The organism is Pseudomonas sp. B21-047 (assembly GCF_024748775.1).
GTDB lineage: Bacteria > Pseudomonadota > Gammaproteobacteria > Pseudomonadales > Pseudomonadaceae > Aquipseudomonas > Aquipseudomonas capeferrum.
This window is the reverse complement of the sequence record NZ_CP087169.1, coordinates 1,648,924-1,675,774: the sequence shown is the minus strand read 5'-3', so window position 1 is coordinate 1,675,774 and position 26,851 is coordinate 1,648,924. Positions and strand designations below refer to the sequence as shown.

The window sequence follows — 26,851 nt, the reverse complement described above, 5'->3', positions numbered from 1 at the left end:
TGCAAATGAAAAGAACCGCGTTCTTCATCTCCGACGGCACCGGCATCACTGCCGAGACCCTGGGGCAAAGCCTGCTCGCTCAATTCGAAAGCATTCCGTTCAGCAAATTCACCCGTCCCTACATCGATTCGCCGGACAAAGCGCGAACCATGGTGCAGCAAATCAACGCTGCTGCCGAGCGTGATGGCGTGCGGCCGATCATCTTCGACACCATCGTCAATCAGGACATCCGTGAGATCCTGGCCACCTCGAACGGCTTCATGATCGACATCTTTTCGTCGTTTTTATCCCCGCTTGAGCAGGAATTGACCGCCCATTCGTCGTATTCCGTCGGCAAATCGCACTCGATCGGCGGTAATTCCAACTACATGGAGCGCATCGAAGCGGTCAACTTCGCCCTGGACAATGATGATGGCGCGCGCACGCACTACTACGACAAGGCCGACCTGATTCTGGTCGGGGTCTCGCGTTGCGGCAAGACGCCAACCTGCCTGTACATGGCCATGCAGTTCGGTATCCGTGCGGCCAACTACCCGCTGACCGAAGACGACATGGAGCGCCTGCAATTGCCAGCGGTGCTGAAAAAGCACCACAACAAGCTGTTCGGCCTGACCATCGACCCCGACCGCCTGACCGCCATTCGCCACGAGCGCAAGCCCAACAGCCGCTACTCAAGCTTTGCCCAGTGCGAGTTCGAAGTCCGCGAGGTAGAGAGCCTGTTCCGCCGGGAGAACATTCCCAATATCAATTCCACGCATTTTTCGGTGGAGGAGATTTCGGCGAAGATTCTGGTGGAAAAAGGCGTGGAGCGTCGGTTCAAGTAAGAAAGCTTCAAGCTGTAAGCTTCAAGCTACAAGAAAAAAGCGGGACTGCGCCAAGACAGCCAATGGTGGCGGAGACAAAAGCTGCAAGCGAAACCTGCGAAGGTCTGCTTGCAGCTTGTAGCTTACAGCCTGCGACTTATGAAGGCACCACCGCCGCCTGCCCGCTCATTGCCAGGTCGACCAGCTCGCGGTTGGCCACCGCATACATCGCATAGTCCGTGCCGGTGGCATTGCGCAGGTCGTCCAGCATCGCACGCCAGCGCTCGACCATCACCCGGTGCTGCTCGGCCCACAGCGCCACGCGGGCATCCATGTCTTGCGGCGCATCGGCCATCTGCAACACAGAGATGGTGATCGCCCGCTGCTGCAGGTCGATGTCGTCGCGGAATGCCTCGCGGGCCAGGGCCTGCCAGTTGTTTTCCACCGGCAGGTTGCTGATTTCCTGCAAGTACCAGGTCAGGTCCAGCGAACTGCCCACCGCGAAGAACGCCTTGGCCACCTGCGCCGGGTCATGGCCGGTGACATCAGCCGCCTCGATGATCGGCAACAGCGTGTACAGGTGGCTGGTACCGGCCACCATGCGCGCGAGCAGTTCAGGCACACCGGCTTCGACAAAGCCCTGGTAACGCACCATCCAGCGCTCGCGGGTCGGCCCTTCCAGCAACTCGTCCAGCTTGAGCCCCAGTTGCGCGATCTTCGGCCCGAAGTGCGCGGTGTCGCGCCCGGCGTCCTGCTCATTGCGACGGCTGCGCAGGAACCAGCGGGTGGCGCGGCGGCCCAGGCGCATCAGTTCGTCCATCAAGGTCAGCTGGACCTCGGCCGGCACCTGGTAGTCCAGGGCTTCGATCTGACGGAACCAGTGCGGCAGGTGGAAGATGTCGCGCACGATCACATACGCACCCGCCACGTTGGCCGGGCTCATGCCCGTCGACTCCTTCAGGCGCTGGACGAAGGTGATGCCCATGTTGTTGACCAGGTCGTTGGCGATCTGGGTGCTGACGATCTCGCGCTTCAGGCGGTGGCGACGCATGGAATCGGCGAACTTGCTGACCAGCGAGGGCGGGAACGCAGTTTCCATGTCGCGGGTCAGGTAGTCGTCGTCCGGCACCCGCGACTTGAGCAGTTGCTCTTTGAGGTCGATCTTGCTGTACGAGATCAGCACCGACAGCTCGGCGCGAGTCAGGCCTTGGCCTGCGGCCAGGCGCTCGGCCAGTTGCTCTTCGGACGGCAGAAATTCGATGGCACGGTCCAGCTTGCCACGCCCTTCCAGGTCCGCCATCAGGCGCTTGTATTCGGCGATCCGCTCGCGGGCGCGACGGGCTGCCAGGGACAGCGCCTGGGTCTGCTTGTAGTTGTTGCCCAGCACCAGCGCGCCGACCTCTTCGGTCATGCTGCCGAGCAGCTGGTTACGCTGCTTCTCGGTCATGTCGCCACCCTGCACCACTTCGTTGAGCAGGATCTTGATATTGACCTCGTGGTCCGAGCAGTCGACGCCACCAGCGTTGTCGATGAAGTCGGTGTTGGTCGCGCCGCCATTGAGGCCGAACTCGACCCGGCCGAGCTGGGTCATGCCGAGGTTGCCGCCCTCGCCCACCACCTTGCAGCGCAGCTCGTTGCCGTTGACGCGCAGGGCGTCGTTGGCCTTGTCGCCGACATCGGCGTGGCTTTCTGTGCTGGCCTTGACGTAAGTGCCGATGCCGCCGTTCCACAGCAGGTCGACCGGCGCCTTGAGCAGTGCATTGAGCAGCTCGGTCGGGGTCAGGCGGTCGGCTTCGATGGCGAAGCGTTCTTTCATCTGTGGGCTGATGGCGATGCTCTTGGCACTGCGCGGGAAGATCCCGCCGCCTTCGGACATGATGCTGGTGTCGTAGTCGCTCCAGGCCGAACGCGGCAAGTCGAACAGGCGCTTGCGCTCGGCGAAGCTGTTGGCCGGCTCCGGGTTCGGGTCGATGAAGATGTGCAGGTGGTTGAACGCCGCCACCAGCTTGAGCTTGTCGGACATCAGCAAGCCATTGCCGAACACGTCGCCGGCCATGTCGCCGACGCCGATCACGGTGATCGGGTCTTCTTGCACATTGATGCCGCGCTCACGGAAGTGGCGTTGTACGCCAACCCACGCGCCCCGGGCGGTGATGCCCATTTTCTTGTGGTCATAGCCGGCCGAGCCGCCCGAGGCGAAGGCATCGCCCAGCCAGAAGCCGTAGTCGATGGCAATGCCGTTGGCGATGTCGGAGAACGTCGCGGTGCCTTTGTCGGCGGCCACCACCAGGTACGGGTCGTCATCGTCGTGGCGCACCACATTGGCCGGCGGCACCACGCCACCGTCCTTGAGGTTGTCGGTGATGTCGAGCAGGCCGGAAATGAAAATGCGGTAGCAGGCAATGCCTTCAGCGGCGATTTCGTCACGGCTGCCACCCAGTGGCAGGCGGCGCGGCAGGAAGCCGCCCTTGGCGCCGACCGGCACGATCACCGAGTTCTTCACCTGCTGGGCCTTGACCAGGCCGAGCACCTCGGTGCGGAAGTCTTCCTCGCGGTCCGACCAGCGCAGGCCGCCGCGGGCGACGTTGCCAAAGCGCAGGTGCACACCCTCGACCCGTGGCGAATAGACGAAGATCTCGAACTTGGGTACCGGCTTTGGCAGCTCGGGGATCAGCTTGGGGTTGAACTTGAAGCTGAAGTACGACTTGTTCTGGCCGTTGCCGTCCGGCTGGTAGAAGTTGGTCCGCAGGGTGGCCTTGATCAGGTCCAGGTAGCGACGCAGGATGCGGTCTTCGTTGAGTACCTGAACATCGTCCAGGGCGCTCAGGATCGCCTGTTCCAGGCGTTGCTGCTTGTCGTCCAGGTCGTCCTGGGTAAGCTTGCGCGCCAAATAGAAGCGGGTCTTGAACAACCGGGTCAGCTCGCGGGCGATGTCGGTGTGGTTGTTCAGGGTGCTGGCGATGTAACCCAGGTCGAAGCCCAGGCGGATCTGCTTGAGGTAGCGGGCATAAGCACGCAGTAGTGCCACATCGCGCCAAGGCAGGCCGGCGGTCAGCACCAGGCGGTTGAAGGCGTCGTTCTCGGCGTCGCCGCCGACAATGTGGATGAACGCGTCCTGCAAGGTGTCGTTGAGCTGCTGGATGTCCAGACTCAGGCCTTCGCTGTAGGTGAAGGCGAAGTCGTGGATCCAGTATTCACGGCCATTGGCGTGACGCAGGCGGTACGGGAACTCGCCCAGCACGCGCAAGCCGAGGTTCTCCAGGATCGGCAGCACATCGGACAGCGCCAACGGGGTGTCGGCGTGGTACAGCTTGCAATGCAGGGTACGCTCGCCGACCTGGGTCAATGGCTGATAGAAGCTCATGGCCAGCGGCTTGCTTTCGGACAGCCCCAGCACGTGCTGCAGGTCGACCACTGCCGAATGCGCAGCGAAGCGCTCGCGGTAGCCCGCCGGGAAGCCTTTGGGGAAGTCGGCCAGGATGTTGGTGCCCTGGGCTTCGCCGAAGTTCTCCACCACCAGGGTCGAGTAGTCGTCGTGCCACGAGCGGCACGCCTGGATCACTTCGTTTTCCAGCTGTTGCGGGTCGATGTCGATGCGGTTTTTCGGATCGACCCGCAGAATCAGTTGCACCCGCGCCAGTACCGACTCGGAGAAGAAGGTCCAGAACTCGCAGTCGCTGGCTTTCAGGCGCTCCATCAGCACCTGCTGGATCTTCTGCCGCACTTCGGTGGAGTAGATCTCACGCGGTACGTAGGCCAGGCAGTAGCAGAAGCGGCCGTACGGGTCCTTGCGCAGGAACACGCGGATCTTGTTGCGCTCCTGGATCTGCACGATGGCCATGACGGTGCTGAACAGCTCGTCGATCGGCGTCTGGAACAGGTCGTCGCGCGGCAGCACCTCGAGCACCTGGGCCAGCTCCTTGCCCAGGTGAGCCTTGGGGTCGAAGCCCGAACGGCGCTCGACTTCGGCAACCTTGACCCGAATGTAAGGGATGGCATGCACGCTCTCGCCGTACACCGAAGAGGTGTACAGGCCCATGAAGCGGCATTCCTTGACCACCTTGCCCTCGGCGTCCAGCTGGCGAATCGACACGTAGTCCGGGTAGGCCGGGCGGTGCACACGGCTGGGCAGCGCGGCCTTGGCGAAGGACAACAACAGTGGCTCGTTGAGGTAGGCCACGGCGTAGTCTTCGATGCGCAGCTCTTCAGACGTCAGCCCCACGCGCAAGCGCCGCGGCAGGCCGAGGAAGGACTGCTCGTCGTAGACCATCTGGCCGCCATCGCTGCCGCCCTGGACGGTGAACTCCTCGTAGCCCAGGAAGGTGAAATGGTTGTCCAGCAACCACTCGAGAAACGCCTTCACCTCGCCCTTCTCGTGCTGCGCCGGGCCAAACGCAGTCTGCTCGACCTGCGCCACCACTTCGCGCAGCTTGACCTTCATCGGTTCGAAGTCGGCGACCGCCACACGCACTTCAGCCAGCACCTGTTCGATCTCGCGGGTCAGCACCGTCAGTTCGGCGGCGTTGGCGCAACGGTCGATCTCCAGGTACATCAGCGACTCATGGCGCACACCCTCGCCGTGGGTGCCCTTGGGCAGCAGCTCGAGCAGCTCGCCTTTGGCACCGCGGCGCACGCTCAGTACGGTGGTCTGCAGGGTGTGGATGCTGTAGCCGCGGCGGTTGAGCTCGGTGCGCACCGAGTCCACCAGAAACGGCAGGTCGTGGTGCAACACCTCGACCACAGTGTGGGTCGACTGCCAGCCATTGCGTTCGTAATCAGGGTTGTACACCCGCACTTGGGGTTGTTCGGCGTCGAAGCGCTCGATGATGCGCCAGGCAGAAAGGGTACAGCCAGCCAGGTCGGAAAGCCTGCGCTGGGTGAGTTCGTCCATTGAGATGATGCCGAAGAACTGTTCGGCGAACAGGGCCACTTGTGGCAGTGCCTGTTCGCTGATGTGCTGCGCCAGAGCCGCTTGCAGTTGATGCTGGAAGTCGGCCTTGCTGGCTGCGGTGAAAAACGCCATCTGTGGTACTCCGCTTGGGCTTTGTAATAATTGAAGCGTCGCTCGCGTGCGCCGTGTACGAATCAACGATAGCCAACCCGTGGCAAGGCGGACGGTTAAACCAGGCGTTGAACGTGCGTGGCACGCTCAGGGCTCGCCGAAGCTTAACGACTGAGTAGTCACCAACGCTTGCAGCGCTGCGACAATTTCGGTCAAGGGGCGGTAACTTTACGTTTATGGATGTACACAAGACTGTCAGAATTCCCTTCCGTTTCCTTTGACCCGAGCCTGTTCATGCAAATCAAGACCGCCCTGCTCTTCGCCAACCCTTGCGATGACGAGGAAGACAACATGGCGACCCTCTGCTGCCACGGCGACAAGGGTCAGATGGTCCTGCTCACCCGCTACCCGGATGAAGACACGGTCGACCTGACGCTCGATGACGAGCCCTCGACGCTGGATGGCTTGAAGGTGACCTTGACTGCCCAGCGCCTGCTGATCGAAGTGGCGGCCGGGGATCGCGATGCCTTGAAGGGGGATGAAACGCTGGAGATCATCCTGACCAGCGAACTGAGCGATATGGACGAGGTGAAGGAAACGCTGCAGAACATTCTGCAGGGGACCGGGACGTTCGTCTGCGAGGTCTGATACAAGCCCGAAGAGCGGCGAAGCGGCCCGATACAGGCAAAGTGGGGCTTAAGGTTTACACACGCCTGTTGGCAGCTTCGTAGACTTCATCGGCCGGCTCGTTGTCCTTGAAAATGACAAGATGGGTCGCATTCCCGCTGGTCACTTCCTTCAAGCGCGCACCAAACGTTCTAGCCATCGCCGTGGCAGACACAGCCTGCTCAGCTCTGATCATTAGTCCACCCATCGCATGTTTGCTCCCGTCAGTTGCTGCATTGCCTCCGAAGACTACAGGGAGTAAGGAAGGGATGCAGCTGCTCTTGCCGACTTGATAGCACACAATTTTGCGCAAAATAATACGCAAATGAATACGTACAAATGCCTTCCTGATAGGTGGTATGCCTCTGCGGAAGGCAGATTAGTGACCCAACAGAGGGTGTGCAACGAGATGCAGTCGGCAGAAGTTTTTGGGAAATGGACTACATCAGGGCGCTGACCTAGTCACGATTGAAGATCATGCCATTCGCTATTGGCCTGGCGCGTGTGGTTGCAGGAACGATCGGGCGGGACTATAAGAGCTCAAGCTAACTTGAGGTCAACCGGCGTGACAGTTAAATCATCCACCGACAGCTCGCGGCTGCTCACCGTCGGCGAGGTCGCCAAACGCAGTGGCGTGGCGGTCTCCGCCCTGCACTTCTACGAATCCAAAGGGCTGATCGCCGGCACCCGTACCGCCGGCAACCAGCGGCGTTACCCCGCATTGGTGCTGCGCACCATCGCCATCATCAAGGTGGCCCAGCGCACCGGCATCCCCCTCGAAGAAATCAAACGCGCCCTGGGCCGCTACCCGCCGAACAGCAAACTCACGGCCGCCCAGTGGGGCGAGATGTCATCGGCCTGGCGAGAAGACCTGAACGCCCGCATTCGCACGCTGGAGGCCCTGAGAGACAGCCTGGACAACTGCATCGGCTGCGGTTGCCTGTCGTTGCAAGACTGCCCGCTGCGCAACCCCGAGGACGTGCTGGGCAAGGAGGGATCGGGGGCCAGGATCCTGGAAAATGACGGTGCTGCCGGGGGACGGTAAGCGCGGGCCTTTCATGGCGACCTGCATCTGATCATCGAGAAGCGATGACACATTGCTTGCTTATGACACAAAGTGTCATTAGTATCGATGTGTGTCCTAGCTTGCACGCTGTGCCAGCCAGGTAGTCATTACCGCCTTCTCATGCAGGTACTCTCCGTGACCACGACCATGCAGACCCCCAAGGACCAGCTCGTCAAACATGCCCAGCAGCAGATGCTGACTGCGCTGGCCGACAACACTTACACCCCGCGGCAGAAACTCGCCCTGACCTGCCGAATCCTGTTCGACGGCGGCCACGACTCCGGCCTGGCCGGGCAGATCACCGCACGGGCGCCGGAGCCTGGCACCTACTACACCCAACAGCTTGGCCTGGGCTTCGACGAGATTTCGGCCTCCAACCTGCTGGTCGTCGACGAAGACCTGAACGTGCTGCACGGCCACGGCATGGCCAACCCAGCGAATCGCTTTCACAGCTGGCTGTATCGCGCACGCCCCGACGTGAACTGCATCATCCATACCCACCCGTTGCACAGCGCCGCCCTGTCGATACTCGAAGTGCCGCTGGCCATCTCGCACATGGACCTTTGCCCGCTGTTCGACGATTGCGCCTTCCTCAAGGAATGGCCGGGCGTGCCGGTGGGCAATGAAGAAGGCGAGATCATCGCCGGGGCCATCGGCGACAAGCGGGCGATCCTGCTTTCCCACCATGGCCTGTTGATCGCCGGCCGCTCGATCGAGGAAGCCTGTGTGCTTGCTCTACTGTTCGAACGCGCCGCCAGGATGCAGCTGCTGGCCATGGGCGCCGGTGAGATCCGCCCGATCCCCGAAGCACTTGGCAAAGAAGCCCATGACTGGATTTCCACGCCCAAACGCCATGGCGCCGCGTTCAGCTATTACGCGCGTCGTGCCTTGCGTGCCCATGGCGACTGCCTGGGCTGATCGAAGTTGTCCCCCTTCCTGAACAACGGCAAAGGTACCTGGTCATGTCTACACCTGTAATTCGCGGCGTCATCGGCTACACCATCACCCCCTTCGCGGCAGACGGCTCGGTCGATCTGAACGCATTGGGTAGATCCATCGACAGCCTGATCCAGGCCGGCGTGCACGCTATCGCCCCGCTGGGCAGTACCGGCGAAGGCGCCTACCTGTCCGATAGCGAGTGGGAATCTGTGGTTCGCTTCAGCCTGGAGAAGGTCGCCGGCCGTGTACCCAGCGTGGTCAGCGTCTCGGACCTGACCACCGCGCGTACCGTGCAGCGTGCCCGCCTGGCCCAGGCGTGCGGGGCCACGGCGGTGATGGTGTTGCCCGTCTCCTATTGGAAGTTGACCGAGGCCGAGGTGGTCGACCACTACAGAGCGGTCGGCGCGGCGATCGACATCCCGATCATGCTCTACAACAACCCGGGCACCAGCGGCACCGACCTGTCGGTAGAGCTGATCCTGCGTATTCTGGGCGAAGTCGCCAATGTCACCATGGTCAAGGAGAGCACCGGTGATATTCAGCGCATGCACCGCCTGTACACCGCGACCGAAGGCAAGGTGGCGTTCTACAACGGTTGCAACCCGCTCACCCTGGAAGCCCTGGTTGCCGGTGCCACGGGCTGGTGCACCGCAGCGCCAAACCTGATCCCCGCGTTGAACCTGGCCTTGTGGGACGCCGTGCAGAACGGCGAGCTGGCAGAGGCGCGTGCGCTGTTCTACCGCCAATACGAATTGCTGGCGTACATCACCCGCCGTGGCCTGCCCACCACCATCAAGGCTGGGCTGAAAATGCGGGGCCAGGATGTGGGCGCACCGCGACTGCCCCTGCAGCCGCTGGACCCGCAAGGCAGTGCCTACCTCAAAGGGCTGCTGGACGCGCTCGCACCCCAGTAACGCACGCCCCTGTAGGAGCGGCCTTGCGTCGCGAAAGGGGTGCGAAGCAGCCCCAGCAATCTATACGGCGAAGCTGAGATCCTGGGGCTGCTCCGCACCCCTTTCGCGACGCAAGGCCGCTCCTACCCTCAGCCACGGACACTGCCACCCGAGTGCACCACCCGCCCCGCCTCACCGGGCCGGTTGACGAACAGCAGGTCAAGCGTGCTATTGCGCAGCCCTTTAACAGGGTTCCAGTTCGCCGATGTATGAGTGTAGCGCTCGCGCAACAGCCGTTGCTCCTGCTCGGTCAAATGCGCGTGGTCACTACGCCCCAAGGCAAAATCATGCAGCTTGCGGCTGATTTCGCCCAACTCATCCGGCACTGCATAGGCCTCATCGTTGCCCAACTCGGCAAACGGCACGCCCGCGCGCAGCGCCAACTCACGCATGATGCTCAGACGGCCTGGATAAATTTGCCAGCCGCCATTAGTCGCCACCCCCCCGGATAGATTAAAGTATCACCCCTTGCCGAGGCAGCTGCCCCCCAGCGCGCCTGCGGCCCAATACCAGGAACCGTCGCCGATGGAACACCGTGAAGCGCTGATCGCGCTGCGCACCTTTCTTTCCTCCCAGATCCTAGGCCAGGAGAAGCTGGTCGAGCGGCTGCTGATCGTGCTCCTGGCCGACGGCCACATGCTGGTCGAGGGCGCCCCGGGCCTGGCCAAGACCAAGGCCATCAAGGAGCTCGCCGAGGGTATCGAAGCGCAGTTCCACCGCATCCAGTTCACCCCCGACCTGCTCCCTGCCGACATTACCGGCACCGAAATCTACCGCCCGGAAACCGGCAGTTTCGTGTTCCAGCAGGGGCCGATCTTCCACAACCTGGTGCTGGCCGACGAAATCAACCGCGCCCCGGCCAAGGTCCAGTCGGCGCTGCTCGAAGCCATGGCCGAGCGCCAGGTCAGCGTGGGCCGCAGTACCTACGACCTGTCACCGCTGTTTCTGGTCATGGCCACCCAGAACCCCATCGAGCAAGAGGGCACCTACCCGCTGCCCGAGGCTCAGCTCGACCGCTTCCTGATGCACGTGAAAATCGGCTTCCCGGACGCTGCGGTGGAGCGGCGCATCCTGCTGCAAGCCCGCGGCGAAGCACTGGGCGGCGAGACCAAGCCCGAGCGCCGGGTCAGCCAGCAGGCGATCTTCGCCGCGCGCAAGGAAATCCTCGGCCTGTACATGGCCGACGCCGTCGAGGAATACCTGGTGCAACTGGTGATGGCCACACGTACCCCGGCCAAGTTCGATACCGAACTGGCCGACTGGATCGCCTACGGCGCCAGCCCCCGCGGCTCGATTTCGCTGGACCGCTGCTCACGTGCCCATGCCTGGCTGGCCGGGCGCGACTTCGTCAGCCCCGAGGATATCCAGGCGGTGCTGTTCGACGTGCTGCGCCACCGCATCATCCTGTCGTTCGAGGCCGAGGCTGCGGGGATCGACCAGGACCGGGTGGTCCAGCGTATCCTCGACGTCGTCGCCGTTGCCTGAGCCCATGCCCACCGCGCAGCTGGCCGAGCCCGGCATCCGTATCGGCCTTGCCGAGCTGATCGACATGCGCCACCGCGTGCGCGAAATCCAGCTGTTTTCCCGGCCCGGCCAGCGCAGCCCGCTGGTGGGCCTGCACCACTCCAAGCTGCGCGGACGCGGCGTGGACTTCGACCAGGTGCGCGTCTACCAGGCCGGCGACGATGTGCGCAACATCGACTGGCGCGTCACCGCGCGCACGCAGGAGCCACACACTAAGCTGTTCCATGAAGAGCGCGAGCGGCCGATCTTCATTCTGGTCGAGCAGAGCCAGCGGCTGTTCTTCGGCTCGGGGCTGATGTTCAAGTCGGTACTGGCAGCCCAGGCCGCAGCACTGTTCGGCTGGGCAGCGCTGGGGCACAACGACCGCATTGGCGGGCTGGTGTTCGGCGACAACGAACACCACGAAATCAAGCCGCGGCGCAGCAAGCAGAGCCTGCTGCAGTTGCTCAACCGCCTGGCCAAGGTCAACCAGTCGCTGCACACCGAAGCCACGCCCCAGGCCGACAGCCTTGGCCTGGCCTTGCGCCGGGCGCGCGAAGTGCTGCGCCCTGGCAGCCTGGCGATCATCATCTGCGACGAACGCGCGCTGACCGACCAGGTCGAGCAACACCTGGCCATGCTCTCGCGCCACTGCGACCTGTTGCTGCTGCCCGTCTCCGACCCGCTCGACCACGCCTTGCCCGCTGCCGGCCTGTTGCGCTTCGCCCAGCGCAGCGCGCAACTGGAGCTCGACACCCTGGACGCCAGCCTGCGCCAGGCTTACCGCCAGCAAGCCGAGTCGCGTATCGAGCGCTGGGAACTGATGGCACAGAAGCTGCGCGTGGTGCTGATGCCGCTGAGCACCCAAAGCGAGATGATCGAGCAGTTGCGCGAGTACCTTAACGCCCAGCGCGCGGGGAGCAGCAAATGAACCCGCTGGACCAGTTGCACCCGCTGATCACCCCAGAGGCAATCGGCCTGTGGCCACCGGCACCGGGTTGGTGGGTGTTGCTGGCCTTGCTGCCGCTGCTTGCCTGGGGCCTGTGGCGTATGCGCCGTTGGCGCCCCGGCAAACGCCGCATCGTGCGTGCCGAGCAACCGCTCGACCCAGTGCGCGTGGCCGCCCTGGCCGAACTTGCTCGCCTGCCGCGCCCCTATGACGGAGCCCCGGCCGGCGCCTGGCTGCAGCAGATCAACGGCTTGCTCAAGCGCCTGTGCCGCAGCCACTACCCCGGTGCCAACAGCCACACGCTCAACGGTCGCCAGTGGCTGGCATTTCTCGACAACCGCTGCCCGGCCGCCGGCCTGACCCGCTGGATGGTGCTGGTCGAAGGCGCCTACAAGCCTGAGTGCAAACTCGACGACAAAGCCATCGTCGGCCTCAGCCAGGCTGTCGAAACCTGGATCCGCAAGCATGTTTGAACTGGCCTGGCCGTGGATGTTCGCCCTGCTGCCGCTGCCGTGGCTGGCACGCATGATGCTGCCCGCCGCCGACAGTGGCGAGCCGGTGCTCAAGGTGGGCTTCCTGAACGAGCTGGAAGGCCTTGCCGGGCGCCGGGCGCGGCTCAACCTGCCGACCTGGCGCCAACAGGCGCCCTTCGTCATCATCTGGCTGTTGCTGCTGTTGGCCGCAGCCCGCCCGCAATGGCTCGGCGACCCGGTACCGGTGGCGGCCAGCGGTCGCGACCTGCTGGTGGCGGTGGATGTGTCGGGCTCGATGGACTTCCCCGACATGCAGTGGAAGGACGACGAGATCAGCCGCCTCGACCTGGTCAAGGCGCTGCTGGGCGACTTTCTTCAGGACCGCGAAGGCGACCGGGTCGGCCTGATCCTGTTTGGCAGCCAGGCCTACCTGCAGGCCCCGCTGACCTTCGACCGGCGTACCGTGCGTACCTTCCTCGACGAAGCGCAGATCGGCATCGCCGGCAAGAACACCGCCATCGGTGACGCCATCGGCCTGGCGGTCAAGCGCCTGCGCCAGCGCCCGGCACAGAGCCGGGTGCTGGTGCTGATCACCGACGGCGCCAACAACGGCGGGCAGATCCACCCGCTGACCGCCGCCCGCCTGGCCGCCCAGGAAGGCGTGCGCATCTATACCATCGGCATCGGTGCCAACCCCGAGGCCAGCGGCACTCCTGGCCTGCTGGGCCTCAACCCGAGCCTTGACCTGGACGAAGCCTCGCTCAAGGAAATCGCCGACATGACCCACGGCGCCTACTTCCGCGCCCACGACGGCGCCGAACTGGACGCCATCGGCGACGCCCTCGACGAATTGGAGCCGGTGGCCCAGCAACCGACCCAGGCGCGCACCGCCAAGGCCCTGTATGCCTGGCCACTGGCCCTGGCGCTGTTGCTCAGCGTGCTGCTGGTGGTGGCCGTGCAATGGCCCGACAACCGTCTGCAGCGCCTGCTGCGCAAACCGCGCTTTCTGCAGCCGCATCCGGAATGGCGCCAGCGCCTCAAACGCCTGCGGCTGAGGAGGCGGCGATGATCGAGCTCTGGCCACAATGGTTGCGCCCCCTCTGGCTGCTGGTCGTGCCGCTGCTCGGCTGGCTGCTGTTCAAGCTTTGGCACCGGCGTAAACGCGCCGGGCGCTGGCAGATGATCTTGCCGCCGGCCTTCCATGCCGTGCTGCTTGGGGGCGGCAGCGGCAGCACCAGCAAACTGCCCTGGGTCGTGCTGGGCCTGGCCTGGGCACTGGTGGTCATGGCGCTGCTCGGGCCGAGCTGGCAACGCGTGGAAGAAAACCGCCAACGCCCGGCCGACCCGCTGGTGATCCTGCTTGAACTCACCCCACAGATGCTCGCCGAGGACAGCCCACCCAACCGTCTGGAGCAGGCCCGGCGCAAGGTCCTCGACCTGCTCGAACACCGCCACGACAGCCAGACCGCACTGATCGTCTACGCAGGGTCCGCCCACACCCTGGTGCCGCTGTCCGACGACCTGGGTACCACCCGCAACCTGCTGGAGGCGATCGACCCGTCGATCATGCCCAAACCCGGCCAGCGCGCAGACCTGGCGGTGCAAAAAGGCCTGGCCTTGCTGGCCCAGAGCGGCCTGGGGCAAGGCCGCCTGCTGTTGATTGGCTCCTCGCTCAGCGCAGCGGAACGCCAAGGCATCGTCCAGGCCCTCGGCCGCCAGGGCCCAAGCCTGCTGATGCTGGGCATCGGCAGCCGCGACGGCGCCCCGGTGCGGCAGGCCAACGGCGAATTCCTCAAGGATGACCAGGGCGGCATCCTGCTGCCACGCCTGGACAGCGCCAGCCTCAAGGCATTTGTCAGCAGCACCGGCGGGCGCTACCGCAATGCCCGGGTCGACGACCTCGACCTGCGCGGCCTGGGCCTGTTCGACAACCCGCGCGCCTTGCGTAACGACGGCCAGACCTTGCAACTGGATAGCTGGGCAGACCAGGGCTACTGGTTGCTGATTCCACTGCTGCTGCTGGCGGCCTGCGCCGGCCGTCGCGGCTGGCTGTTCTGCCTGCCGCTATTGCTGGCCCTGCCGCAGCCCAGCCAGGCGTTCGAGTTCAATGACCTGTGGCTGCGCCCCGACCAGCAAGGCCAGCGCCTGCTCGAACAGAACCGCCCGGCCAGCGCCGCGCGCCATTTCCAGGACGCGCAATGGCGCGGCATGGCGCTGTATCAGGCCGGCGATTACGCCGGTGCCGCCCAGGCCTTCTCCGAAGGCAACACGGCGGCAGCGCACTACAATCGAGGCAATGCCCTGGCCCGCAGTGGTGAGCTGGAAGCCGCGCTGGACGCCTATGACCAGGCCCTGGAGCGCCAACCCGACCTGCAACCGGCACTGGACAACCAGGCGCTGGTCCAGCAAATGCTGCAACAGCGTGAGGCCAAGGCCGAACAACAAGCCGCCAGCAGCGAAGCCCAAGGCACACCCGGCAGCGAAACCGAAGGCAACAGCAGCTCGGCCAGCAACCCCGCACAGGGCACGCCCGGCAGTGACGAACACGCCAACGCCGAACAACCCGGCGAAGGCAGCAACAACAGCCAGGCCACACCGGGCAACCAGGGCGGCGCCGCCGACGACATCATCCAGCCACCCCAGCGCCCAGTGTCCACCAGCCTCGACGCCGAACAGCGTCAAGCCCTTGAACAGTGGCTGCGGGAGATCCCCGATAACCCGGCGGAACTGCTGCGGCGCAAATTCTGGTATGAACAGCAATTGCATCAGGACAACCCACAATGAGTCGCTTCGGCGTCTTTCTCCTCGGTTTCTTATGGGCCTTGCTGGCCCAGGCCGAACCGATGCTGCAAGCCAGCGTCGACCGTACCCGCCTGGGCGCCGGCGAAAGCCTGGAACTGACCCTCGAAAGCCAGGACGTGACCCAGTTTGGCAAGCCCGACCTGCGTGCCCTGGAGGGCGACTTCGAGGTGCGTGGCACTCGTCAGTTGAACAGCCTGCACACCCTCGACGGCGAAACCCGCGCCAGCACCCGCTGGATCATCACCCTGCTGCCACGGCGCAGCGGCAGCCTGCGCATCCCGGAACTGCAACTGGGCCAGTCACGCAGCCAGGCCATCGACCTGCAAGTGCTGCAGGCCGATGCCAGCCGCCAGGACAGCGCCTCCCAAGTGTTCATCGAAGCGACCCTGGACAGCACCGATGTGTATGTCCAGGCCCAGGCGGTGCTGACCCTGCGCATCTACCATTCGGTGGCGCTGTATGACGACAGCAGCCTCAGCCCGCTGCAGTTGGACAACGCCAAGGTCGAGCCTTTGGGCGAGTCGCGCACTTACGAAAAGGAAATCAACGGCGTGCGCCACGGGGTGATTGAAACCCGCTATGCCGTCTATCCGCAGCAGAGCGGCGGCCTGGAAATCCCCCCCCTGACCTTTACCGCCACCGCCGCCGCCAGCGTCGACGACGAACAGTCGCCCGCCGCAGCGCCGCGTGCCGGCCGCCAGGTGCAGGTCAGCTCGCTGCCGCTGCGCCTCGCCGTGCGCCCGATTCCGGCGGCCTGGCCGGCCGGTGCGCCGTGGCTGCCCGCACGCAGCCTGACCCTTGAAGAGCACTGGAACCCCGACCCAGGCAGCCAGCAGACGCAGATTGGCGATTCCCTCACCCGCAACATCACCCTGCGCGCTGACGGTTTGTCCAGCACTCAGCTGCCGCCGCTGCCGGCCACCGAGATCACCGGCCTGCGCCGCTACCCCGACCAGCCGCTGCTGCGCAACGAAATCAACGACCGCGGCATGACCGCCAACCGCGAGGAGCGTGAGGCTCTGGTGCCTACCCACAGTGGCGAGTTGGCCCTGCCAGCGCTGGAAGTATCGTGGTGGAACACCCGTGAAGATCACCTCGAGCACACCAGCCTGCCGGCGCGAACCCTGGACGTTCAGGACAACCCGGCGCTGAGCGCCGACACCCCGGTCGGCGACAGCCGTTCTGGCAGCGGCTTGCTGTGGCCTTGGCAGCTTGCCACGCTGGTGTTGGCCCTGACTACGCTGCTGGGCTTCACCCTGTGGTGGCGGGCGCGCTCGCAACCGGCGGTGCTGCGCGCCGCGCAACAAGGCCCCAGCCCACGCACCCTGCTGGACGACCTCAAGCGCGCCTGCCAGGCCAACGACCCGCAGGCCACGCGCCAGGCGCTCGACGCCTGGGCACGCCAGCAACCGCAGACGCTGGCGGAGATGGCGGCGCGTTTCGTGCCGTTGTCCGATGCGCTGGATGGGCTGAATGGGGCTTTGTATAGCGAGAGTGGCCAGTATTGGCAGGGTGAGGATTTGTGGCGGGCGATCGGTACCATTCCGCCGGCCGAGCAGGTGCTGCTGCCTTCCGGGGATACGGGGGGGTTGCCGCCGTTGTATCCGAAGTGACATGTGGGCTGCAGCGGGTGCAGGGCTTGGCATTTTCAGCGCCTATGAGATCGAGCGCCGGGGCTGGCAGGTGCTTGCCACAACGTACTCAGGGCCTATGAGATCGAGCGCCGCGCGGGCGGCGCTCGATCTCATAGGCGCTGAAAGACTCATGACATGCACCTGTACTCCCACATCCATTCCCCCACAGGCAATCCCCCTCAGGCATGCCCCTCTCCCCCACCATTGAGTTACCATACCCCTCTGCGCAACGCCCATCATCCAAGCCAAGCCCCCCGCTTGCTCGACTCGACACCAACAGGTCATCCATGCGTCTGTTTCATACCTCCGACTGGCACCTGGGCCAAAGCCTGCACGGCCAGGAACGCGATTTCGAACACGCTTGCTTCCTCCACTGGCTGCTCGGCCAACTGCACCTGCGCCAGCCGGATGCGCTGCTGATCGCCGGCGACATCTTCGACACGGTCAACCCACCGGTCAAAGCCCAGGAGCGCCTCTACGACTTCATCGTCCAGGCCCACGAGCAACAGCCCAAGCTGGACATCGTGATGATCGCCGGCAACCACGACTCCGGCTCGCGCATCGAACTGCCCGCAGCATTGATGCGCCGCCTGCGCACCCACGCCCTGGGCCGTGTGCACTGGCTCGACGAAGGCCAGCTGGATGCCGAGCGCCTGCTGATCCCACTGACCAACGCCCGCGGCAAAATCAGCGCCTGGTGCCTGGCGCTGCCCTTCCTGCGCCCCGCGGAAGTGACCGGCCCGCAGCTGGGTGACGATTACCTGCAAGGCATCACCCAGGTGCACCAGCAACTGATTGCCGCCGCCCTGCAAAAACGCAAGAAGGACCAGGCGCTGGTCGCCATCAGCCATGCCCACATGGCCGGCGGCGCCGTGTCGGAAGACTCCGAGCGCAGCCTGATCATCGGCAACGCCGAGGCCTTGCCGGCCAAGCTGTTCGACAAGGCCATCAGCTATGTCGCCCTGGGCCACCTGCACAAGCCGCAGAAGGTCAACCGCGAAGACCGCATTCGCTACAGCGGCTCGCCGATCCCACTGTCGTTCGCCGAGATCAACTACCCGCACCAGGTGCTGGAGGTAGAGCTGGACGGTGCCGAGCTGGTCAGCGTCGAAGCGCGCCCGGTGCCTCGCGCCGTGGCCCTGCAACGCATCGGCCCGGCACCGCTTGGCGAGCTGCTGGCACAGCTCGCCGAACTGCCGGTGATCGACCTGCTCGAAGACCCTAACCGCCAGCCCTGGCTCGAAGTGCGCGTCGTGCTGGACGAACCGCAGCCCGACCTGCGCCAGCAAATCGAAGGCGCCCTGCAAGGCAAAGCCGTGCGGCTGATCCGCATTGGCGCCGAATATGCCGGGCGCGCCAGCGCCGAGGACGACGACCTGGCCTTCGTCGAACTGTCCCAGATGACCCCGCAGGACCTGTTCAGCCGCGCCTGGGAGCAAGCCTACGGCAACCCCGCCGATGAACAGGCCTTGGCCGACTTCGCCCTGCTGTTGCAGGACGCACAGCTGGAAGAGGAACAGCCATGAAGATTCTCGCCATCCGCCTGAAGAACCTGGCATCCCTGGCCGGCCCGATCGACATCGATTTCACCGCCGAGCCGCTGGCCAGCGCCGGCCTGTTCGCCATCACCGGCCCGACCGGCGCCGGCAAGAGCACGCTGCTCGATGCCCTGTGCCTGGCCCTGTTCGGCACTGTCCCCCGGCTCAACGACATTGGCCGCGAAGCCAAGGTGCCGGACGCCGACGGCGAGATCCCGACCTCTGACCCACGCAACCTGGTGCGCCGAGGCACCGGCAGCGGTTTCGCCGAAGTCGACTTCGTCGGCATCGACGGCCGTCGCTACCGTGCCCGCTGGGAAGCCAACCGCGCCCGCGACAAGGCCAACGGCAAGCTGCAACACAGCCGCCAGAGCTTTTATGACCTGGACAGCGAGCAGGTACTGGCCAGTGGCAAGCAGGAATACAAGCAACTGGTCGAAGCGCGCCTGGGCCTGAACTTCGAGCAGTTCACCCGCGCGGTGATGCTGGCCCAGAGCGAGTTCGGCGCCTTCCTCAAGGCCGACGACAAGGAACGCAGCGAACTGCTGGAAAAGCTCACCAACACGGCGATTTACACCCGCCTTGGCCAGCGTGCCTTCAGCAAGGCCCGCGAGGCCGGCGAGGCGCACAGTGCCCTGAAGGACCGCGCCAGCCACCTGTTGCCCATGCCGAGCGATGCCCGTGCCGAACTCGACCAGCGCCTGGAGCAGGCACAGCAGCAGTTCAAGGCCGACCAGGCGCAAGAGCGCCAGCTCGAGCAGCAACGTACCTGGCTCGATGAACAGCGCCAGCTGCAGGTACAGCAGGGCGAAGCCAGCTCAGCATTGCAGGCCGCCGAGCAGGCTTGGCAGCACCTCACCGATCAGCGCCTGGACCTGGAGCGCCTGGAGCGCCTGGCGCCCCAGCGCCACCAGTTCCACCGTCAGCAGGCCCTGGCGGCGCAGCTCGCGCCGTTGGCCAGCGAGCTCAGCGAACAACACCGCCAGCAGAGCGACCTGCAAGGCCGCATCGGCGAACTTGAACGGGCCCTCGAATCAGCCCGTCAGGCGCTGAGCCAGGCCCAGGCCAGCCAGGGCGAAAACGCCCCGCGCCTGCGCCAGGCCTTCGCCGAGCAAGACACCCTCACCCGCCTGGAGCAAGAACTGGCCAAGGCCCGCGAGGCCGGCCAGCAGGCCGACCTGGCCGCCGCCGAGCTCGCGCAACAACTGCAGCAGTTGGCCGAGCACCAGCAGCGCGGCCAGCAGCAACTGGCGCAGATCGACACTGCTCTGGCCGAGAGTGCCCCCCTGGCTGCCCTCACCAGCGCCTGGCAGGCTTATCGCCCACAGCTGCAACAGTTGCTGCAGATCGGCAACCGCCTGAACCAGGGCGGCGAAGAGCTGCCGGGCCTGCAGGCCCAGGCCAGCCAGGCCAATGCGCAGTTGCAAACCCAGCGCGACGCCCTCGAAGTGCTGTTCCGCGAAGCCGCAGCAGAGCCCCAGGCCTTGGCCGAACAGCTCGACCTGTTGGGCGGCATGCTGCAGGAAAACCGCAAACAGCAACGTGCCGTGGAACAACTGTCGCGCCTGCATGCCCGCGAGCAGGAGCTGCAACAGGGTATCCAGTCGTTGCGCGAACGCCAGCAACTGGCCCTGCAGCAACGCCAGCAACTGATTGGCGAAGGCACCGCCGCCAAGGCCGAGCTTGAAGCTGCCGAGCAGGCGCTGGCGCTCACCCGGCAACTGCTGGAACGTCAGCGCCTGGCGCGCAGCACCAGCGTCGAAGAACTGCGTGCGCAATTGCACGAGGGCGAACCCTGCCCGGTCTGTGGCAGCGCCGAGCATCCCTTCCATCAGCCCGAAGCGCTGCTGCAAAGCCTGGGCCGGCATGACCAGGCCGAAGAAGCGACGGCCCTGGCACAGGTCGAGCACTTCAATTCCCGCCTGATCGAGTTGCGCACCCAGGTGGGTGTGGTCAATGGCCAGATCAAGGAGTATCAGCATCAACAGGCGCAACTGAGTGAGCAGTTGCAGCCGCTGGCCGAGCAACTGGCGGCCCATGCCCTGTGGCCCGCACTCAGTGCCCATGAAGACAAGGCCCGCAGTGCCTGGCTGGACAGCCAACTGCGCCGCCTCGACCAGGAAATCGGCCGTGACGAACAGCGCCAAGCCACGCTGCTGACCCTGCAAAGGGATGCCACCCGCCTCAATCAGCAGTTGCAAGCCGCGAGCGAAGCCCAACAGCAGGCACAACGCCGCCTGGACCAGCAGCACCAAGCTCTGGCCGCCGACCAGGAACGCCTTGAGCAGGCCTTGGCCGATTTCGCCAACCTGCTGCCGCCCCCTGTGCTGCAGGCCCTGCGCGATGAGCCGGCGCAGGCCTTCCTCAGCCTCGACCAGCAGATCGCCCAGCGCCAGCAACAGCTGGACCAGCAAAAGGACGAACTGCAAGAACATCAGCAGCGCCTGCAACAGCTGGAGCGCCTGCACGACCAGCAGCAAACCCGCGTGCAGCGCCAGCAAGAACTGCAACTGCAGGTCAGCGGGCTGGCCGAACAGATGGACAAGGCCCGCGCCGCCCTGGCCGAGCTGCTGGGTGAACACCCGCGTGCCGAGGACTGGCAACGCCATCTGGAGCAACAGGTAGAGCACGCCCGCACAGGCGAAGCCGAGACTGCCGAACAGTTGCAACAGGCCCGCACTCATGCCCTGCAGCTGGCCGGCGAACTCAAGGCCAATAGCGCCCGCCAGCAGGCTTTGGACCACGAACACCAGCAGTTGCAGGGTGAAATCGCTCAGTGGCGCGCCGCACACCCCGAGCTCGACGATAGCGGCCTCGACCGCCTGCTGGCCATGGACGACGCACAAGTGGGCGAACTGCGCCAGCACCTGCAAGTTGCACAAAAGGCCATCGAACAAGGCCGCGTGCTGTTGCAGGAGCGTGAACAGCGCCTGCAGCAACATACCGCGCAAGCCAGCGTCGAGGCCACGGCCGAAGACCTTGAGCAGTCCCTCGCAGCTCTGCGCACGTTGCTGGCCAACCATGAACAGCAGTGCGCCGAGCTGCGCGCCGCCCAGGCCGAAGACCAGCGTCGCCAACTGGCGTATCAGGCGCTGGCAGAGGACATCGAACAGGCCCATCAGCAATGGCAGCGCTGGGCGCGCCTGAATGCGTTGATCGGTTCGGCCTCTGGCGATGTGTTCCGCAAGATCGCCCAGGGTTACAACCTCGACCTGCTGCTGCACCATGCCAACAGCCAGTTGCGCCAACTGGCGCGTCGCTACCGCCTCAAGCGCGGCGGCAGTGCCCTGGGCCTGCTGGTGCTGGACACCGAGATGGGCGACGAGCTGCGCTCGGTGCATTCGCTGTCGGGCGGTGAAACCTTCCTGGTATCGCTGGCCCTGGCACTGGGCCTGGCATCGATGGCCTCGAGCACCCTGCGCATCGAATCGTTGTTCATCGACGAAGGCTTCGGCAGCCTCGACCCAGAATCACTGCAACTGGCCATGGATGCCCTCGACGGCTTGCAGGCTCAGGGCCGCAAGGTCGCGGTGATCTCCCACGTGCAGGAGATGCATGAACGCATCCCGGTGCAGATCCAGGTGCGCCGCCAGGGCAACGGCCTGAGTGACGTCGAGGTGTGCGGGTGATCCTCTACTCGTTCCGCCGCTGCCCCTGGGCCATGCGCGCGCGCCTGGCCCTGCGCTATGCCGGGTGCGAAGTACGGGTCGAGGAAGTGGCGATGAAGAACAAACCGGCCGCGCTGCTGGCGTTGTCGCCCAAGGGTACGGTGCCGGTGCTGGACACCGGTACCGGCGTGCTGGAGGAGAGCCTGGACATCATGCGCTGGGCGCTGGAACGCAACGACCCGCAGGACTGGCGGCTACGGGCGGACCCGGCGGCGGCGCAACAGGCCGAGGCGCTGATCGCCCGTAACGACTCCACGTTCAAGGCGCAGGTGAACCTGTACAAGTACGCCGAGCGATACCCTGAGCATTCCCGCGAGCACTACCGCCAGCAGGCCGAAACCTGGCTGGCAGCGCTTGAAGTACTGCTTGAAGGCCGGGCTTACCTGCTGGCCGATCATCCGAGCCTGGCCGACGCCGCGTTGCTGCCCCTGATGCGCCAGTTTGCCGGGGTCGAGCCGCAGTGGTTCGCCGAGGCGGCTTATCCGCGGGTGCGGAGCTGGCTGGAGGGGTGGCTGGCGTCGGACCTGTTCAAGGCTGTCATGGCCAAGTGACCTGACATGGCCCTTGTGTAGGAGCGGCCTTGCGTCGCGAAAGGGGCGCGTAGCGGCCCCAAGTTCTGTGTCGCTACACAGATTGCTGGGGCCGCTGCGCAGCCCTGTTCGCGACGCAAGGCCGCTCCTACACAAAAGCCGGGTAGTGCTCAGTGGCCGTGCTTGCCACTCAAGGCTGCATGGAAATGCGCGCTCTGGCGCAGGTACTGCTCGGTATAGCTGTGGGTACTGGACGCCTTGCTGCTGGTGTCGGCATGGGCCTGTGCCGGCAGCACGACCGAAGCGGAGATGGCGGATGCGGCGATGACCGGGAAGAGATTGAAGTTCATCTGGGCTTACCTCGACGGCGGTGGTTTGACGTTGGCCCGTTTGGGCCTTGGGTCAAACTTACGCCGCCAAGGTCGCCGCTAGAAATTCATTGCGACAGTAACCATTATCACGCTGATCGATAGTCACTCGATGAATTTCAGGTCCGACGGCGCATCCTGTGGCAGCGTCTGCACCGTGTCCCCCAGTTTGCCGCTACGCGGATCGCGGCGCATGACCACAATCTGGTTACTCTTCTGGTTGGCCACGAGCAGGAAGTTGTCGCTGGGGTCCAGGGCAAATTCCCGAGGGTGATCACCTTCGACCGAACGGCGCTGCAAGAACGCCAGTTGGCCATCATCCTTACCTACGCTGAACGCCACGATCTCGTTGGCCGTGCCCCGATTGCTGACATACAGGAAGCGCCCGTCCGCCGACAGGTGCAAGCCACCACTTGCTTTCGCCGCGGCATCCTGGCGCTCGGTCAGGGGCAGGCGCTGGCGTTCGACAAGGTTGCCTTCCTGAACATCGAACATCACCACCTCGGCGCTCATTTCCAGGGTCAGGTAAGCGTGTCGCCCCTTGCCGTCGAACAGCAGGTGGCGCGGGCCGCTGCCCGGCGGCAAGGCCACTGAAGCAGGAATCGCCGGGGTCAGTGGGTGGTCCGCGCTGGCGCCATCGTAGCGATAGATGAACACCTTGTCGGCGCCCAGGTCGCTGGCATACAGGTGCTGCCCATCCGGCGACAGCACCAGCGAATGCACATGGGCGCCGGCCTGGCGTTCGGGGTTGGCGCCACTTGGCTTGTGCCGGGCCTGCTGCACCACCGCCTTGAGCTTGCCGTCCTTGGCCACCGGGATCACCACCAGGCTGCCACCGGGGTCTGGCTTGACCGCGTAATTGGCAACGAACAGGTAGCGCTGGTCGCGGCTGAGGCTGGCGTGGGTTGGCTCGTCGCCCCGGCTGGCCACCTGGTTGAGGGGTTTGATCTCGCCTTTGCTGCTCACGCTGAAACTGCTGACGTGGCCCTGAACGGTTTCGTTGACGGCGAACAGTTGCCGCTGGTCGGCCGAGAGCACCAGCCAGGAGGGGCTCACGCTCTTGACCACCTGTTGCGGGGTGGGGTCGATATGGCCTGTCGTGCTGTCGAACCGGTAGCGGTAGATACCTTGGCTGGCGCCATCGGTGTAGCTGCCCACCAGCAGTGTGGCAGCCTGGGCATTGAGGGTCAGGGTCATCAGGCTAGCGGTCAGCAGGCTCGTCCAGATTCGCTTCATCGTCGTCTTCATCCGGGGCACGAAAGGCACTCATACAGACTAGACGATGCTCGCCCTGGGCATCGCTGAGCTGCCACTCGTCACCCGTGGCGATGGCGGCGGCGACCTGTTCGGCGGTGAAGGCCCAGCGGCGCAGCTGGCGGCCGTCCATGCATTCGACGGTGAGGCCGGTTTCGTTGGCGGTGAAGTCGAAGGCGTGCAGGCCGTCGATCAGCAGCATGTCGCAGGCTGCGAGGGCGGTGGCAAGGGGGGACATGGGGATACCAGTTAGAGAAGTGCCGGCATTATAACCCTGGGGCCGCAATGCGGCCCCCAGATACAGCAATCAGTGGGCGAAAATCGACCCACCCTCCTTGCCCACCATCTTCTCGGGCTTGATCAGGAACCGCGCCAGCGCCGGCAGCAGCCACAGCGCACCGAACATGTTCCACAGCAGCATGAAGGTCAGCATCAGGCCCATGTCGGCCTGGAACTTGATCGCCGAGAAGATCCAGGTGCACACGCCAATGGCCAGGCACAACCCCGTGAACAACACGGCCTTGCCAGTCGAACGCAGGGTTTCGTAGTAGGCCTCCTGCAGCGGCAGGCCTGCGCGCAAGAAGCTTTCCAGGCGGCTGTAGATGTAGATGCCGTAGTCCACGCCAATGCCCACGCCCAAGGCCACTACCGGCAAGGTGGCGACCTTCACGCCAATGCCCATGTAGGCCATCAGTGCATTACCCAGCACCGATGTCAGCACCAGCGGCAGGACGATGCACAAGGTCGCGGCGAACGAGCGGAAGGTGATCAGGCACATCACCGCCACGCAGATGTACACCAGCACCAGAATGGTCAGCTCGGCCGACTTGATGACCTCGTTGGTGGCCGCCTCGATCCCGGCGTTGCCGGCTGCCAGCAAAAACTGCAGGCCTTCCTTGTTGTAGCTGTCGGCAAAGGCCTTGGCGGCGGCGGTAACCCGTTCCAGGGTCTCGGCCTTGTGGTCGTTGAGGAACACCAGCACCGGCGCCAGCGAGCAGTCGGCGTTGTACAGGCCGTCGGCGCGGGCGATGGAGTTGTTGAGAACGTCCGGGTTGCGCGACAGGGTTTCCCATTTCAGGCTGCCCTCGTTCATGCCCTTGATCACCTGCTTGGACACGGTCACCAGCGAGATCGCCGACTGCACGCCCGGGGTGTTCTCCATGGTCCACATCAGCTCGTCGATCGGCGCCATTGTCGAGTGGATCGAGCAGCTTTCCGACGGCGTCTTGACCATGATCACCAGCACGTCCGAGCTGGTCGAATAGTTGCTGATGATGAAGTTGTTGTCCTGGTTGTAGCGTGAGTCCGGGCGCAGTTCCGGAGCGCCCTGGTCGAGGTCGCCGATCTTCAGGTTCTGGCTGTACCACAGGCCACCGGCGAACATCACCAAGGCCAGGCCAATCGACACCGGCGCCACCTTGGCACTGGCGAAGTTGGCCAGCAGGCGCCAGAACGGGTGTTCACGGGTCGCATCCTTCTTGCTGCGCTCGACGGCCTTGTTGCTGATGCCGACATAGGAGATCGCCACCGGCAGCAGGATCAGGTTGGTAAAGACGATGACCGCGACACCGATCGAAGCGCCGATGGCCAGCTCGCGGATGACCCCGATGTCGATGATCAGCAAGGTGATGAAGCCCACGGCATCGGCGAGGATGGCGATCATCCCGGGCAGGAACAGCTGGCGGAAGGTGCGCCGGGCCGCAGTCAGGGCGTTGTCGGCGTCGCTGGACTGCAGGGCGATGCCGTTGATCTTCTGCACCCCATGGGAAATGCCGATGGCGAAGATCAGGAAGGGCACCAGCATCGAATACGGATCCAGGCCGAAGCCCACCGCATGCATCAACCCCAGTTGCCAGACCACCGCCACCAGGGTGGTGATGAGCACGGCGATGGTGCTGCGGATGCACCAGGTAAACCAGTACAGCAGCACACAGGTGATGGCCAGGGCCACGCCGAAGAACATCACCACCATCACCAGGCCGTCGATCAGGTCGCCGACCTTCTTGGCGAAGCCGACGATATGGATCTTCACGTTGGGGTTCTGTGCCTGGAACTTGTCGCGGATCTTTTCTTCCAGCTGATGCGAGAACTGCTGGTAGTCGAGCTTGACCTGCTTGCCCTGGTCCTGCGGGTCGGGGTAGCTCTCCAGCAGCGGCACGTCAACGATAGTGGACTTGAAGTTGTTACCCACCAGGCGCCCGACCTGGCCGGACTTGAGCACGTTGTCGCGCAACGCGTCGAGGCTTTCGGCCGAGCCATTGTAGGTATTGGGGATCACCTCGCCACCGGAGAAGCCTTCTTCGGTCACTTCGGTCCAGCGCACGCTGGGGCTCCACAGCGACTTCAGCCCGGCGCGATCGACACCGGGGATGTAGAACACCTCGTCATGGATCTGGCGCAGGGTCTCCATGTAGTCCTTGTCGAAGATGTCGCCGTTGACCGCCTCCACGGAAATACGCACGGTATTGCCGAGGTTGGCCAGGTCGTTGCGGTGCTCCATCATCTGCTCGATGAACGGGTGTTCGAGCGGGATCATTTTTTCGAAGCTGGTCGAGGGGCGAATCTGCGTGGCCTGCCAGAACAGGAAAATGCTGACCAGCACGCACAGGGCGATGACCACGGGGCGATTGTTGAAGATCAGGCGTTCGAGCAGCGTGGCCTTGTCCTGATGATGCGGGTGCATGGTGATGCTCTCCCTGCTGG

The 26,851-nt window shown here is 64.5% G+C and carries 19 protein-coding genes and 1 pseudogene; 14 read left to right on the top strand and 6 right to left on the bottom strand.

All coding sequences use genetic code 11. The features are described from left to right. Positions 1-5: 5 nt before the first annotated feature. A complete protein-coding gene (locus LOY26_RS07695) occupies positions 6-824 on the top strand; it encodes a pyruvate, water dikinase regulatory protein (protein WP_033700492.1) in 819 nt (272 codons plus the stop codon). A 136-nt stretch (positions 825-960) separates the two neighbouring features. Here LOY26_RS07695 and LOY26_RS07690 read toward each other — a convergent pair whose 3' ends face one another. After that, positions 961-5,826 (bottom strand): NAD-glutamate dehydrogenase, encoded by a 4,866-nt coding sequence (locus tag LOY26_RS07690; RefSeq protein WP_033700493.1) that lies wholly within the window; start codon positions 5,824-5,826, stop codon positions 961-963. A gap of 273 nt (positions 5,827-6,099) precedes the next feature. Here LOY26_RS07690 and LOY26_RS07685 point away from each other — a divergent pair, with 273 nt between their 5' ends. From LOY26_RS07685 to LOY26_RS07670, 4 genes are all read left to right on the top strand, one after another. After that, complete coding sequence (locus tag LOY26_RS07685; protein ID WP_033700495.1) at positions 6,100-6,453, top strand: hypothetical protein; 354 nt, start codon at positions 6,100-6,102, stop codon at positions 6,451-6,453. A 616-nt stretch (positions 6,454-7,069) separates the two neighbouring features. After that, a complete protein-coding gene (gene soxR / locus LOY26_RS07680; protein ID WP_408980769.1) occupies positions 7,070-7,516 on the top strand; it encodes a redox-sensitive transcriptional activator SoxR in 447 nt (148 codons plus the stop codon). Positions 7,517-7,672: 156 nt separating this feature from the next. After that, positions 7,673-8,455 carry an aldolase gene (locus tag LOY26_RS07675; protein WP_186664119.1) on the top strand — a complete coding sequence of 261 codons (783 nt, stop codon included), beginning with the start codon at positions 7,673-7,675 and terminating at the stop codon, positions 8,453-8,455. 44 nt (positions 8,456-8,499) lie between these two features. Beyond that, entirely contained in the window at positions 8,500-9,390 is an 891-nt protein-coding gene (locus LOY26_RS07670) for a dihydrodipicolinate synthase family protein (RefSeq protein WP_186653924.1), read from the top strand. A 128-nt stretch (positions 9,391-9,518) separates the two neighbouring features. Here LOY26_RS07670 and LOY26_RS07665 read toward each other — a convergent pair. Next, positions 9,519-9,830: pseudogene (locus tag LOY26_RS07665) on the bottom strand (DUF2235 domain-containing protein); the annotation flags it as partial. 124 nt (positions 9,831-9,954) lie between these two features. Between LOY26_RS07665 and LOY26_RS07660 the strand changes: the two are divergent. From LOY26_RS07660 to LOY26_RS07620, 9 genes are all read left to right on the top strand, one after another. Beyond that, positions 9,955-10,914 carry a MoxR family ATPase gene (locus LOY26_RS07660; RefSeq protein ID WP_033700499.1) on the top strand — a complete coding sequence of 320 codons (960 nt, stop codon included), beginning with the start codon at positions 9,955-9,957 and terminating at the stop codon, positions 10,912-10,914. 4 nt (positions 10,915-10,918) lie between these two features. Next, positions 10,919-11,863 carry a DUF58 domain-containing protein gene (locus LOY26_RS07655; protein WP_033700501.1) on the top strand — a complete coding sequence of 315 codons (945 nt, stop codon included), beginning with the start codon at positions 10,919-10,921 and terminating at the stop codon, positions 11,861-11,863. Beyond that, positions 11,860-12,354 carry a DUF4381 domain-containing protein gene (locus LOY26_RS07650; RefSeq protein WP_033700502.1) on the top strand — a complete coding sequence of 165 codons (495 nt, stop codon included), beginning with the start codon at positions 11,860-11,862 and terminating at the stop codon, positions 12,352-12,354. Before LOY26_RS07655 ends, LOY26_RS07650 begins: the two co-directional genes overlap by 4 nt. Beyond that, the gene (locus LOY26_RS07645) at positions 12,347-13,423 is read left to right on the top strand and encodes a VWA domain-containing protein (RefSeq protein ID WP_186664113.1); all 1,077 of its coding nucleotides are present in this window, start codon (positions 12,347-12,349) and stop codon (positions 13,421-13,423) included. The genes LOY26_RS07650 and LOY26_RS07645 overlap by 8 nt, the downstream gene beginning before the upstream one ends. Further along, positions 13,420-15,138, top strand: a complete 1,719-nt coding sequence (locus LOY26_RS07640; protein ID WP_186653918.1) for a tetratricopeptide repeat protein — start codon at positions 13,420-13,422, stop codon at positions 15,136-15,138. The genes LOY26_RS07645 and LOY26_RS07640 overlap by 4 nt, the downstream gene beginning before the upstream one ends. Next, entirely contained in the window at positions 15,135-16,769 is a 1,635-nt protein-coding gene (locus LOY26_RS07635) for a BatD family protein (RefSeq protein WP_186653916.1), read from the top strand. The genes LOY26_RS07640 and LOY26_RS07635 overlap by 4 nt, the downstream gene beginning before the upstream one ends. Before the next feature lie 308 nt (positions 16,770-17,077). Continuing rightward, a complete protein-coding gene (locus LOY26_RS07630) occupies positions 17,078-18,316 on the top strand; it encodes an exonuclease SbcCD subunit D C-terminal domain-containing protein (protein WP_033700507.1) in 1,239 nt (412 codons plus the stop codon). Continuing rightward, positions 18,313-21,957 carry an AAA family ATPase gene (locus LOY26_RS07625; RefSeq protein WP_258714546.1) on the top strand — a complete coding sequence of 1,215 codons (3,645 nt, stop codon included), beginning with the start codon at positions 18,313-18,315 and terminating at the stop codon, positions 21,955-21,957. Before LOY26_RS07630 ends, LOY26_RS07625 begins: the two co-directional genes overlap by 4 nt. Then, on the top strand, positions 21,954-22,547 hold the full coding sequence (locus LOY26_RS07620) for a glutathione S-transferase (protein WP_186664109.1): 594 nt from the start codon (positions 21,954-21,956) through the stop codon (positions 22,545-22,547). The genes LOY26_RS07625 and LOY26_RS07620 overlap by 4 nt, the downstream gene beginning before the upstream one ends. A 149-nt stretch (positions 22,548-22,696) precedes the next feature. Here the strand turns inward: LOY26_RS07620 and LOY26_RS07615 are convergent, their stop codons facing one another. The 4 genes from LOY26_RS07615 to LOY26_RS07600 all read right to left on the bottom strand — a co-directional run bounded on the left by LOY26_RS07615 (position 22,697) and on the right by LOY26_RS07600 (position 26,831). After that, positions 22,697-22,876 carry a hypothetical protein gene (locus tag LOY26_RS07615; protein ID WP_033700510.1) on the bottom strand — a complete coding sequence of 60 codons (180 nt, stop codon included), beginning with the start codon at positions 22,874-22,876 and terminating at the stop codon, positions 22,697-22,699. A 123-nt stretch (positions 22,877-22,999) separates the two neighbouring features. Further along, complete coding sequence (locus LOY26_RS07610) at positions 23,000-24,130, bottom strand: lactonase family protein (protein WP_202883654.1); 1,131 nt, start codon at positions 24,128-24,130, stop codon at positions 23,000-23,002. Next, the gene (locus tag LOY26_RS07605) at positions 24,096-24,386 is read right to left on the bottom strand and encodes a DUF5629 family protein (RefSeq protein ID WP_033700512.1); all 291 of its coding nucleotides are present in this window, start codon (positions 24,384-24,386) and stop codon (positions 24,096-24,098) included. The genes LOY26_RS07610 and LOY26_RS07605 overlap by 35 nt, the downstream gene beginning before the upstream one ends. A gap of 69 nt (positions 24,387-24,455) precedes the next feature. Beyond that, complete coding sequence (locus LOY26_RS07600; protein ID WP_258714892.1) at positions 24,456-26,831, bottom strand: RND family transporter; 2,376 nt, start codon at positions 26,829-26,831, stop codon at positions 24,456-24,458. Positions 26,832-26,851: the final 20 nt, after the last annotated feature.

What these genes read in the sequence shown, in the direction of transcription:
- LOY26_RS07695 (WP_033700492.1), top strand. Translation starts at nt 6, where the DNA reads ATGAAAAGAACCGCGTTCTTCATCTCCGACGGCACCGGCATCACTGCC.
- LOY26_RS07690 (WP_033700493.1), bottom strand. Translation starts at nt 5,826, where the DNA reads ATGGCGTTTTTCACCGCAGCCAGCAAGGCCGACTTCCAGCATCAACTG.
- LOY26_RS07685 (WP_033700495.1), top strand. Translation starts at nt 6,100, where the DNA reads ATGCAAATCAAGACCGCCCTGCTCTTCGCCAACCCTTGCGATGACGAG.
- LOY26_RS07670 (WP_186653924.1), top strand. Translation starts at nt 8,500, where the DNA reads ATGTCTACACCTGTAATTCGCGGCGTCATCGGCTACACCATCACCCCC.
- LOY26_RS07660 (WP_033700499.1), top strand. Translation starts at nt 9,955, where the DNA reads ATGGAACACCGTGAAGCGCTGATCGCGCTGCGCACCTTTCTTTCCTCC.
- LOY26_RS07655 (WP_033700501.1), top strand. Translation starts at nt 10,919, where the DNA reads ATGCCCACCGCGCAGCTGGCCGAGCCCGGCATCCGTATCGGCCTTGCC.
- LOY26_RS07650 (WP_033700502.1), top strand. Translation starts at nt 11,860, where the DNA reads ATGAACCCGCTGGACCAGTTGCACCCGCTGATCACCCCAGAGGCAATC.
- LOY26_RS07645 (WP_186664113.1), top strand. Translation starts at nt 12,347, where the DNA reads ATGTTTGAACTGGCCTGGCCGTGGATGTTCGCCCTGCTGCCGCTGCCG.
- LOY26_RS07640 (WP_186653918.1), top strand. Translation starts at nt 13,420, where the DNA reads ATGATCGAGCTCTGGCCACAATGGTTGCGCCCCCTCTGGCTGCTGGTC.
- LOY26_RS07635 (WP_186653916.1), top strand. Translation starts at nt 15,135, where the DNA reads ATGAGTCGCTTCGGCGTCTTTCTCCTCGGTTTCTTATGGGCCTTGCTG.
- LOY26_RS07630 (WP_033700507.1), top strand. Translation starts at nt 17,078, where the DNA reads ATGCGTCTGTTTCATACCTCCGACTGGCACCTGGGCCAAAGCCTGCAC.
- LOY26_RS07625 (WP_258714546.1), top strand. Translation starts at nt 18,313, where the DNA reads ATGAAGATTCTCGCCATCCGCCTGAAGAACCTGGCATCCCTGGCCGGC.
- LOY26_RS07615 (WP_033700510.1), bottom strand. Translation starts at nt 22,876, where the DNA reads ATGAACTTCAATCTCTTCCCGGTCATCGCCGCATCCGCCATCTCCGCT.
- LOY26_RS07610 (WP_202883654.1), bottom strand. Translation starts at nt 24,130, where the DNA reads ATGAAGCGAATCTGGACGAGCCTGCTGACCGCTAGCCTGATGACCCTG.
- LOY26_RS07605 (WP_033700512.1), bottom strand. Translation starts at nt 24,386, where the DNA reads ATGTCCCCCCTTGCCACCGCCCTCGCAGCCTGCGACATGCTGCTGATC.
- LOY26_RS07600 (WP_258714892.1), bottom strand. Translation starts at nt 26,831, where the DNA reads ATGCACCCGCATCATCAGGACAAGGCCACGCTGCTCGAACGCCTGATC.